Origin of the sequence: Pseudomonas sp. PB106, from assembly GCF_009764645.1 — a bacterium.
Lineage (GTDB): Bacteria > Pseudomonadota > Gammaproteobacteria > Pseudomonadales > Pseudomonadaceae > Aquipseudomonas.
In genome coordinates, this window is record NZ_RWIM01000066.1 from 1 (window position 1) to 12,710 (window position 12,710).

Sequence of the window (12,710 nt, forward strand, 5' to 3'; positions counted from 1 at the left end):
CCGCTATCGCGAGCAGGCTCACTCCTACAGGGGTTGTGGCTAGTTCCGAAGTTTTTAGCAGACAAAAAAAGGGCGGCCAAATGGCCGCCCAAACGTACTGCACGAGAGTCGTTTACAGCGTCAGTTGCCCACGTTCCTCCTCGGTCAACTGCTGCTTCGCCTGTTCATCCAGCGCCCCTGCGCCCAGCACCTGCACCGGGCTGTTCGGGTTGTAACCCGGGGCCGGGGTGCGGCTGGCGCCATCGCGGGTTGGGGCGAGTTGTTCGTTGCCGAAACTCAGCACCTGCACGGTGAACACCGAGGCCTGATTCTGCCGCGAGGCCGCTTGCTGCTGACGCGCCACGTCTTCCGCCGCTTGCGTGGCCGAAGATGCCGCCGAACTGGCCGAGGTGATCGCGCCAGTGTTGACTGCCGACACCACCGGCACCCCGGTCGATTTGCCCTGCACCGAAATGTTGGCAGCGTTGACCACCGTCAGGGCGGCGATGTTGACGTTGCCCGACACACGAATCCCCGCCTCGCCGGCATCGATGGTGCCCAGCGGCGCGATCAGGTCGATGTCGCCCGGCGCCACTTCGGCAATCGGGTTCAGCGTGGCGATACCGGCGCCGGTGCTTGGCACCGACGGCGACAGGGTCACGTTGCCCCAAGTGTCGTAGACGCGTTTCGGCGGCGTGTAGACCACGGTGGTTTTCGAGCCGCGACCGGCGTTGATGTCGCCCTCGGCGGACCAGCCGAGAATCGAGCCGCCGAAGGTGGTCATGATCCGGCTCTGGCCGAGCAAGATGCTGCCCTGCGAGTAGAGCTGAATGTTGCCCGAGCCCTGGGTGATGATCCCCGCCGTCGATGGCGGCGCGGCGCCTTCGATGCCGAACACCTGACCGCCACCGGGGGTGAGCATCTGGATGTCGCCGCCGAACAGGGTCTTGACCCCTGCTCCGCCGTACAACGTGATGTCGCCGTCATAACGGATCGCATTGCCCGCCACATCGGTAGTTGGAAACAACGCCGCGATAGCGTTGCGACCGCGCAGATAGCTGCCTTGACGCGGGCCATCGACATCGTTGTATTCCAGGCCACCGGCGCGCAGTTCGGCGAAGTTCACCTGCCGCGCGAAGATCGCTTGCTCGGCGGTTGGCAGCGCGGAGAAAAACGCCTGGGCCTGCTCGGCATCACCGCTGAAGCCATAGCCGAGGGTCAGCCAGCTCTGCAATTCATCAACGTACGTTTTGACCACTTTGCCCGGCTGGCCATTGAGAGAGGCATTCGGGTTGGCAGTGTTCTGCGGGTTCAGATAGCGGGCAATGAACCGCGAATAATCCGGCCCCTGCGCGCCCACACCGGCCTGCAATACCACGCTGGCACCCGGTTGTTTATCGCCTGCCACCAACGAGCCGAGGCTGGTGATGCTGGCGCGGTTTTCCATAAGGATATTGCGCCCGGCGTTGATATCCAGCGTTCCCGGCCCGGCGATATCAAAGTTGCTGTAGAGAATGTCGCGACCTGCTGACACTCGCGATACGTCTCGCGGATCATTGTGGACAAACAGGTTGCCGGTGGAAGAAATGCCATCCTTGCCGTTGCTTATTTCTGAACTCGGTACTGCCGTAGGCTGCCCCAGGGTGGTGCCGGAGGCGACGATGTCACGACCGGCGATCATCCACACAGGACCGGCCGCTTCGTACCAGGTGCGTTTGGAAGTGGAAAAGCTCAACGTTTCACCACTGCGAACGCCCACCAGGTCCCCCGTCAGTGCGTAGATTCGCGCCGGCCCCTGTACGTCGTTCAAACCCGAATAGCTATCGGGACCAAAGGCAAACAGCGGATATCGCACGTTACTCTCTGGTGCCACGCCATCGTCGCTGTAGTTGGTGCGCACCGGCTTGCTTGTGTTGCTGTTGGTGGTAAAGGTGTTGAACGCCGGGTTGAACGGCGTGGTAATGGCCATCGGGCTCGCCCCCGACTGGTTGATCGCATAGCCACCGGCGTAGATAGAGTCACCTGCCAGCAGTTCAAGCTGTCCCGACTTCGACGGAGCCAGGAGCAGTGAGTAACCTTGCAGCGGGTAGTTGTCTACGCCAGTGAACGTCGCGGATGGTCCTGCATAGATGGATCCCTGGCCCGCCACCGCACGAAGTATCGATGGATAGACAAACCGGCCATCGGTAGGAGAGGTATTGCGGCCCGTGATCAGACCGTTGGATGAGTTGACCTCGGATATCTGTGTGCCCGGCGTCAGGTTCCCGCCAGCCGAGAACAGATCGATTGCGGTGTGGTCGGTCCACAATGAGAAGCCGCTCAGAGTACCGCCCTGCTGAACGCTACCGTTGGCGGCCATGATCGGGCTGGCGTTCATCAGACTCACTCGTCCAGGATCCGCTGCACCACCCAATACCAGATCCCCACGGCTGCTCAGGCTCATGCCCGAGTCTCCCGGAATCAGCACCACGCCTCCGGAAGCGCTACCGGTGGTCGAGGTAAATGGATCAAGTGCCCGGGTTTCCCGAAGATCATTGACCACGGTGCTGGCGCCGTACCTCAGGTTGATGCCACCCAGTGCTCCACCCGTCATTTGTGCCGCACCGCGCAGGTTGATCAGCGCACCTTGCAGATCATGGACCGGTCTGCCGATACCGGTTTCTCCTGCCCGCGCTTGCAGCGACGGGTTGAACGTACCGCCGATTCGAATATCCATGTCACCACCCCCGGTCATCTGCACGCTGCCATCGCTGGCGACTCGACCGGTGCTGCCGACTGCGACGATCAGACCTTGGCTTCGAGGATTGTTCACGGCATCCCCCAACGGCTTGAGCATGCCGGCATCACCACCGGCCCGCAGGCTGATATTACCGCCGCCCAAAGTGCCAAAACCGGTGAACCCGACCAGGTACGGTTCGGTATTGGTGTTCGTGTCTGGCATCAATTGGGTGGCATAGCTGCCGAAGTTCATCCACCAGGCCGTGGGCATATCCGGGTTGTCCGTGCCTTGGCGCCACAGCCAGTTGCCCACCGCGACACTTGCGATCTGCTCCCGGGTTCCACCTGAAGTCGATCGAGCTTTCTGCCCTACCGAATCGCCCGAAACAGACCCGCCCGCGTTGATCGTCAGATTGCCGCCCATCTGCGGATACCAGGCCTGGTAAAGACTGTCGGTGCCGCCGTTGACCCATTTTTCATAATCGGCACCGGCGCTGCCCAATACCGAATTACTGTTCGAGAGATACCCGCGTTTCTGGTTGTACAACGGATCGACGTTCGCTGATTGAGTGCCGGCGGTATAAACGCCAAACGGTGAATCCATGCTCAAGTTGCCGGCAGCCATCAGATCAAGATCGCCAGTACCGGTGCGCAGCACACTGAACATCTGGCTGTGGGCCTTGGCGGTTGTGCCGGGATTATTGCCGATGCAGAACTCCGGATAGATTTCACAAAGGACCTGATACTCCTCGGGAACGGGTTCGTAGTCAGGTCCTTGACCACTGCCCGGCGCCCATACCCAGCGTGCCATTGGCGCGCAGTCTCCCGGTTCTATATCGCACAGGACAAGAAAATCGTCGGAAACAGGCTCGAATTCTGGAAAGCCGTATTGGTTGCCGGCAGCCCAGACCAGTCTCCCCGCAGACGTCGTCACCTTAACGCCGTAGTGAGCGTCCGCCAGCCGCAGATTGCCCTCCGGGGTCAGCGGTCTCACCGTACGACTGTCGGCAGCACCAAGATCCGCCCCCGCCACCACGCGCATCGACCACGATGCACTGCCCGAAGGCAGCATGCTCGCCACCGCCCAATTCTTGCCTTGCTGGTCGCCGGTAAACGGGCGCAGTTCGATCAGTGAAGTGCCGTCGGCCAGTTTCACGTCGGTCATGGAAGGAATCAGCGATCCGCGCAGCAATGCCAGCGAACCACTCAGGCTGACCCCGGAAACGCTTTGCAGGTCGGCGTTGTAAACCCCCGGCAACGGCACGCCTTTGGGCCAGTTCATGGCTTGCAGGTTCGTCGCTTTGTTCAAGCGAATGCCAGCACCCAAACGGCTGTTCGCCGGCACCGTCACACTGTCACTGAGCAATGTCCCCGCCGCATACAGCAGGTTGCCACTGGCATCATGGATGGCCCCGGCCAACACCGTGCCGGCGCTAAAGGTATACGCCTCAGCCAACACTGCCTGAGTCGGCAGCAACGTGCCGCTGGCCAACACCGCGCCCTGAATTGTCACGTCGTAATTGAGCGTGGCGCCGACCGGGAACTGTGTCCCTTCAGCCAGCGAAACACCGCTGCCCGGCACGATCAGATCAGCGCCGAACGGCTGCACACCGGCAATCAATTTCCAGCCGGCATCGTCCTGAGTTTCCGGCGGCGGCGCGAAGCCGTCGTTGATGCTGCCGTAAATATCGAGGTTGCCACCCGCGCGGATCACCAGATTGCCGGCCTCACCGGAACCGTACACCGCCGGATTCAAGCGCGTGTGCGGATTGAGGCTGGCATAGCGATAACCGGACAAGTCCAGATCGCCCTCCACCACCAGATCGCCGTCGGCGGTTTTGCTGGCGATTTCCACGCCCGGGCGTAAATGGAATGCATCGGCGTACGTGGCGTTATTCAGCCCGGCGAGTTTGCGTTGCAGCAGATCGTTGTTGCCCAGCGCGGCATTGATGAAGGTGTTGCTGTCACCGTGAATGCGCTCGAGCATGGCTTGGTCGATCACTTGATACGGTCGGCCACTGACCGCTTGATCGACGCCATCGCGGGCATCGGTGTAGCGGCGTGTAGCGTTGAGGCCAATGGAGCGAGCGCCCTGAATGGTCAACGCACCGGTGGCGTCGATGGCGATGTCATTGCTGCCCAGACGCGGCGCGTTCAGCTCCAGGGTGCCGCGCAGCATTCCGTCGTGTTGACCCGCGAGGAAACCGGGCAGCGCATCGGTGCCGTGACGCAGGTCGATCCGCGCGCCGGACGCCAGCGTGAGTACGCCCTCGCCGGAGTTGAGTTCCACCGTGGCGCGGTTCGGCGCATCGATGATCTTGCCGTAGCTGTCGACTCGCAACACGCGACCATGGGCGTCGAGTACGCTGTTGCCGGCGAGCGCCAGACCGTTTTTCGCTGACAGACGAATGCTGCCGACGCGCTCGCCACTGGCGTCGATCAGACCGGCCACGGTCAGGCTGCCGTTGTCCACCGAGACATTGATGTCACCAGCCTTGAGGCCATCGCCGATCACGAGATTGCCTTGTTTGAGTTGCAGGCTGCGGCTGCCGAACACTTGCCCGGCGTTCAGGCGTTGATTGAGCGCGGCGAATTGCGCCGTGGCATCTCCGCCGAGGTTTTGCGCGCGGATGTCCACGCCCCCGGCCTTGTACGGCACCAGCGTGCCGCCGGCATCGTAATAACCGCTGCTGCCGCCGAGGATTTCACCCTGCAAATCGACTGTCCCGGCCGCGTCGGCCAGCGCGGTGGCCGTGAGGTTGCCGGCCTGATTATTCTTCGCCGACAGATCAATCCGCGAGCCCGCCGCCTGCCGGATATTGCCGTTGGCGCTGTACAGCGACACGTCGCCGCCCCAGCTGTACTTGTTCACATCGTTGAACGGCAACGTACGCCCGGCCATGTCCAGCACCGCAGCACTGCCGAGGGTCAAATCACCTTCGGACTTGACCGTCAGCTTGCCACTGGCCAAGGCGATACGGCTGTCGAGCACGACATTGCGTGCCTCAAGGTTCAACTCGGCACCCAGCGCGTCCGCCACCCCGGCAGCCCCGCCACCGCTGAGCGTCAGATTGTTGCCAGCCTTGAGCACACTGACCGACGCCGCTTCACCGGTCAGCAACGGCGTACGCAGATTCAGGTTGCCGCCGCTGTAGCTGTAACCCTTGACCGGGTCGTAAGTGCCCTGCTCCTGATACACCGCGAGGCTGCCCTTATGGTTGGCGGTGATGCGGTCGCTGGCGCTCAGGTTGACGTTGGCAAAGCCCAGCGCCAGACGATTGTTCTGATCCAGCCCGCTCGCTTGCGGCATCGGGTCGTAACCCAACTCGATACGCTGCGCCTGAATGTCCAGCGTGCCGCTGCCCGTACCGGCGCCAGCGGTGATCACGCCGCCTGGGCTTTGCGTGGCGCCATTCCAGATCAAGTTGGCGGTGCGGATGCTCGCCACATCACTGGCATCGCCCCAGCCATAAATCGCCGGGGTGACCAGCAACAGATTCTGCAGTTTGCTCTGGCCAGTCTGCGGATCGAGGGTGTCGAGGCTCACGCTGCCGTAGAAATTGAAAGCATCGCGAGTGGTCAGGCTCAGGGTTTCCAGCGCCGGTGCGCCGTACTGCGTATCGCCACGCAACAGGCGATTGAGCACGTTCTGATTCAGCATCAACCCCACCGGTACGCGACTGCCTGCCGCTGCCAGCGCCTCGGCACTGCCGGCGTTGACCGAGCCGACCGATAGCGCCAGGTGGCGTGTACCGAAACGCACCGCTTCGTCGAGTTCGAATTGATTATCCGTGGCGGCCGTCAGACTGCCGTCCGAATAAAGGATCGCCGGGTTGCTGCACACAGCCATTGTGCAGACACCGACGCGGATGCTGCCGCCGCCGGAAATGCCGCTCGCCGCTTTCGGCGCCAGAACGTGGGTCCAGCCATTGGAAGCCAGCAACAGGCTGGACTGGTCAGGCTGATAGAAATAGCCGGCCGTTGAGTCGTAGGCCACATCGCCGCGTCCCAGGGTATTGATCCCCGCCCCGGCCTCGACCGTGATGCCGCCAAGGGTCGACGTGGTGCGCAAGAGCACTTCCGGCGCTGACAGGATCGCCCCTTCACGCAGAACGATGTCTTTGCTGGTGCCAAGGAATCCGATGATGTTGGCCGAGTTGACGTACATGACATTCGGCATCGCACCGATGCTCAGGCGTCCGGCGTTGAGGTTGTTGAGCGTGTCAGCGTAGATCGACACGCCATCGAAGTCAGCGGTTGGCGCACGCCCTGCACCAAGGATTTCAAAGTTCGCACCGGCATTGCCCCCGCGCAGTACGGCGGTGCCGGTAAAGCCACCCTCGGCGGCCTTGAACAGCGCCTGCCCGTTGAACTGCAAAGCAATGTCCTGTTCGCCACCCGCGTTCAGACGCAAGTCCAGCGTCTTGCCGTCCATGGGCGCCAGCGCACGCGGCACGCCCCGTCGCGCGGCATCGCTGTAGATGAACTGGGTCAAGCTGGTTTCGTTGTATTGCGAGTAGCGGCGCAACACATCGGCAGACGTCAGGATCACCTGACTGGCGAGGCTGTCACGCAAACCGGTATTGGCAATCGACATCTGCCCGCTGCTGGTCCAGGACCCGTTGCGCAGTTGCAGCGCACGCGTCGTCCCGCTCGGCGTCGCCTGACCATTGACTTCAACGCGGAACGCCCCCGGCAACAGGGCAAAGCTGGAGGGCAACAAGGTGTAGGTGCCGGCTGCCAGACCGGGCACGCCGGCGCCAAGGGTGATCTGCTGGCCGACACGCGGATCCACTGCTGCAGCCCCTGCCACCACCGGCGCATAGACGCTCTGATTACCCGGCACGATGGCGTAGACCGGATTGCTCGCAAGCCCTGGCAAGCTGAAGGTGCCGTCGGCGGCATTGCGAACCAGCGGATTGAGACGGGCATCGGTGGAGCCGCCACGTCCGGAAACGAAACCGGCGCCGCGAAGATCACCGCCACCGGACAGATCAACAGTCGCACCGCTCTGTACATCGATGTATTGCGAGTTGACGACCACGCCATTGGTTTGGCCAGTGATGCCATTCAAGATGACCGACTTGTCGTTGTAGCGATAGTCGATGCCGTCGGTGGTGCCACCGTAAGGCATGACCAGCCCGGCGGCGCTGACCGACGTCATGCTGCCCGGCAACAGGCGCACCGCACCTGTGGCGGTCAAAACATCGTCACCCAGGGTAATCAGGCCCAACGGTGCACGGATCACCCCGCCCTGCTCGATGGTGCCTGCGATCAGGGTCAAACTGCCGAATACCGAATAAGGCACCGCCGCAGGTGCCGCGCCGCGACCGCTGATCCGCAGGGTGTGTTCGTTCGCCAGGTCGGCGCCCTGATAGCCGGCGCGGACGTCAGCCTGCACGCCCGTGGCGGGGTAGATTTGCGCCGCACCGAGATTCAAGTCGCCCGGGGTCCACAGGCGGGTTTTTTCGGCACGGTCATTGGGCGCGAGGAAACGCAGGTCACCGCTGCTGTCGAGGGACACCAGGCCGAATGCCCGGCGACTGTATGCAGCGGCAGGTCCTTGCTGTTGCAAGATCGCACCCTGGGTACCGAACGACAGCCCGTTGCCCACATCCAGCAAGTTCGCCGAGGCATTGAACGTGGCCTGCGACAGTCGGCTCGTCGGGTTGAGGATCACCCGTGGCCGCGTCATGGTGGGCGCTTCAAAGTAAGTACCGACACCGGACAGGCGCAGGTACGGCGCGCGCAAATCGACACGTGCCGCATCACTGGATTTTTCTGCCAGCGAGAGCGCCCCGGCATACAGATTGAGGCTCTGGTTCATGTGCAAATTGACGTCACCGTCAAACGACAGCAAGCCGTTGCTCAGCAGACTCAGGTTGTCGAAACCGCCGGCCATCAACGTATCCGCACTCAGGCGCGTCTGCCCGTAGCGCAAACTGTCGGCAGCATCGCCCGGCCGCAAACTGGCGGACAACCCCGCGTCGCCGGGGCCTTGGCCGATAATGATTTCCCTCGGCGCGCGCACCGCATTGCCTGCCGAATCCAAGTACAACGGGACCTCAAGCGCCAGCTCCAGACGCCCACCGGCAGCGCCGACACCTCCGGCCGCCGCACGCAAGCTGCCCTCCATGAACAAGCCGTTGTAGGAACTCAGGCTGATGCGCCCGCCATCCGTTGCAACGCGGGTCGGCCCCTGATCGGCGATATCGAGAACCGCTTCGGTGCCGGACGCATCGAGTCGAGCCCCTTGACGAACGATGACATAGGCATCGGCCGCTGTGGCCGTCGCCAGTTTCGTGTCTATTTCGCCGCCGATGATGATGCTGCCGCCCTTGCCGACCTGACCGTACGTGCGCCCCAGAACATCAATGGCCGTATTGGCGCGTCCGGCGACATCCAGTACGGCCTGCTCGCCGATCCAGATCGAACGGTTGTGCGCATTCGAATCCGCCACTTGATTGGAGGTGCCCGGGTTGATCGAGCCAAACTGTTGCTGACGAATATCAATCGTCCCGCCCCAGGCATTCAGTTCACCTTCGACCGTGATCTGCCCCGCCCCGCGCAGCTTGATGCTCTGCCCCGGATCGACACTGATGCGCGAACCACGGCCCAGCGTCAACGGACTGTTGGCGGCATCGATCAAGCCGATCAGGCTGGCGCCGCCCTGCAGCGTCAGGCTGGCGCCGGCGCGTTGGGTCAACAGGCCCTTGATCGGGTTTTCCTGGAACAGCGTCGGCGACCACAACTCAAGCGCCGTTTGCGGATCGACACCACTGACCTGATGCGGCGCGGCATCGCCAAAACGGTACACCGGCATGTTCACGTCAATCACGGCGTTATCGGCGACGTCCAATCCGCTCAGGCCGATCAGGTTATAGGCGGAAAAACCCTTGTTGAACAGATCACCGGACAGTTGCAGGGTGTTGTCGGCCAATGCCTGGTCGGTCTGGCCAACGAGGATCTTGTTGGCCTGCACCGTCAGCGTGCCGCCGCCAGTGACACCGTAGCCTCGCAGTTCACCCGCAAGGTCGAGATGCGTTTTACCGGGCGCCGAAATCGCACTGGATTCCAGCGTCAAGTCGCCGCCCTTGCCACCCCGGGTCTTGCCGTTGGCCAGCACAGCGCCGCCGGAGGACACATCGAGCAGACTGCCCGCGCCGATATCGATATCGCCACTGCTGCGGATCGATACCAAGCCGCCATTCAAGTACGCGAGGTTCGCGCCATCGTCCGGGTTCGTGCGCAAATTGCTCCACACGCCACGGGTATCGAGTCGCACACCGTCGGCCACGTTGACCTGGGTCGCCTTGTCGGCCTTGGCCGTGAGCCGAGTGTCGGCGGTATCGCTGGAGAGGAATTGATTGAGCACGTTGCCCAGGCGCAGGCTACCGCCACGCGCAGTCAGGTCAGCGCCGATCTGCACATCCGGGGCATACAGGGTGATGTCGCCGCCGTTATCGACCGTCAGTGCGCCGTCGACGACGACCTGATCCTTAGCCGACACTTTGAGCGCACCGAGGCGCAAACCATTGAGTTGATCGTGATCAAGAAACAACTTGCCCTTGCGCGCATCGGACACCGCACCGGTGAGGTCCAGATCACTGCCAGCAAGCGGACGTTCGCCGCCAATCTGCACCTGGTCCAGCGTCGGATTGAGCGTGTACAACAAACCGCTCGCCGCCGCGACGTAGGTCGGGTCGTAACTGCCGACGATCAATTGCGCACGCCGCGCCAGTGCTGTCTGACTTTGTTCATAGCCGTCGAGCACCGGTTTCGGCGCCTGATTCTGCCGTTCGCCCTGATACACCTCGCCGATCATCTGCCCATCGAGCACAGCGTTGGCGGTGGCAATCACCAGTTGCCCGGCGTCACGGCCAACGGTGTAGCCGGACTCGAAACGTGAGCGCGGCGCGATCAGCGGGTTGTAGAAATAGCTCGTCTGGCCCCAGCGTTCGCTGCTGTCCTCATAGCCTTTGTACAACCCGGTGTAGAGCAGATCCCCCGGCGCGCGCGAGACTTCGTAAAGTTTGCCGTCGGCACCGCGCAGCCAGCTCTGACGAATCTGGCCGCTCTGCACATCCAGCGTGCCGCCGGACAGGTTGATCAGCGAACCCTTCTCGGTGACCACATCGTTACCGGCGAAACTCACCATACCGCCCTGCGCCATCCACTCGCCGACGCTGTGGCCCTGGGTGCCGAGATAGCCACCGACTTCGAGCAAACCACCCGCCGTGTACCAGCGTTCCGTGGCATAGCCGTTGGTGCCGGCCGGCACGTAGACCAATTCGCGGACATCGACCCAGACGTCATTGCTGTTGAGCGCGCCCTTCTCGCGGTTGATCGACGCGTCGCGCTGTTCGTTGCCCTGCACGTTGATCTTGATGTTGTTGTTTTCCATTGCGACCTTGACGCCAAGCGCCCCGGACACATCGATCATCGCGCCATCACGTACCAGGCTGCGACGTTGCGCACTGACCGCGACCTGGCCGCCGGTCGCCAAGGTAATCGAGCCGTTCTGGAACTCGACGCTGCCGCCGCTCTGGATCTCGATACGCGACTGATCGCCACGGATGCGGTTGTTGGCGTTGACCCCGGTCAGCGCGGCGTCACGCTGACTGTCGAGCGCCGTGAGGTCGCTGCTGTCGAGCATGATTGCCGTGGCACTGCCCTGCCCCAGCGTGACGCTGCCCGTGCTGTCGGTGCTTGGGTTGGACAAATGAATCGTGCCGCGCGTCGCCACCGAAGTGCTAGCGAGCAAAACACCGTTTTGCACCACCTCATGACCGGCCAAAGTGATGTCGCCAGTGGCGGACTGAATCAGCCCGTTGTTAGTGACTTTGCCCGCCACAGCACCGACCTTGAAGCCCGGCGTGACCTCACTGCCGAACGTCGTCGAAAGGGCTTTGCCCTCAGTGCCCGAGCCTTTGCGAATGTAAAAGCGATCACCAGCAGCCAATACGGTCTGCCCTTTGGCGGTGCTGATGCTGCCGTCGTTCTGCACTTCGTTGCCGAGCAGTAACGCATAGCCACCAGCATCGGTGGACACTGCCGGTGTGTGCGTCGCGATGGACGCGCCGCGCTCCACCAGCACCTTGCCAGCGGCATCGGTGAACGTCGGCTGAGTGCCGGTGCTGTCGAAGTACAGCCCACGGTCGCGAAACTGGATGTCAGTGATATTGGCCGCCGCCGCCACCAGGTTGCGCACGTTGACCTGGCTGCTGCCGCTGAAAACGATGCCGTTGCGGTTGACCAGCATCACCGTGCCGGCGCCCTTGATCTGACCCTGAATCTGACTGGCCCGGGCGCTTGGATCGTTGACCCGGTTGAGCACCGCCCAGTTCGCTTGCTGAGCGAAGTCGACCGTGGTGTTGCGCCCGACGTTGAAGGTTTCCCAGTTGAGGATCGCCTTGTCGGCGGTCTGCTCGATCTTCACCGTGGTCTTGCCATCGGCCTGAGTCTGCTGCGGGCCTTTGGCGTTCTGCCAGCCCTGGGCCAGGCTGTTATCGACTTTCAGACCACCCTCACCCAGACCGTCCGGCACAAACTGCACCGTGCCCAGCGCCGCTGCACGTCCGGCCGCCTGCGCGGCTTGTTGTGCGGCAATCGCGGCAACGGTGTTGTTCAACGTCTGGATCGAACGCTGCAACTGCTGATTGGCCTTCTGCTGTTGAGCCAGCGGCGGTGTCATCCCCGGCAAGCCGCCCATGCTCGGACGCGCCGCCGCTGCCTGTTGCGCTGCACCCTTGGCGGCAAACCAACTCGAACTGAACGCCGTCTGCGCCTGCGCGCTGCCCGCCACGAGACACAACGCCACGGCGTGCGCCAGCGGCTTGAGCAGCCACAGCGTCGGCTCTACGACTTCACGTTTGGCGGACTGAACGTTGGTACGACGACGGGATGGGCGAGCGAGCATCACTACGAGATCCTTTTTTGATTGCCACACTTTGGTGGCCAAAGCTGCCGCAGGCCTGCAAAAACCTGCTGTTACGACATAGGCCGTTGGCGAG

Annotated in this window: 1 protein-coding gene; it reads right to left on the reverse strand. The window is 62.7% G+C overall.

The window, feature by feature from the left end:
* Positions 1-112 precede the first annotated feature (112 nt).
* Positions 113-12,616: a filamentous haemagglutinin family protein gene (locus EJA71_RS08685; protein ID WP_158955970.1), complete on the reverse strand. Its 12,504-nt coding sequence runs from the start codon at positions 12,614-12,616 to the stop codon at positions 113-115.
* Between the last annotated feature and the right edge of the window lie 94 nt (positions 12,617-12,710).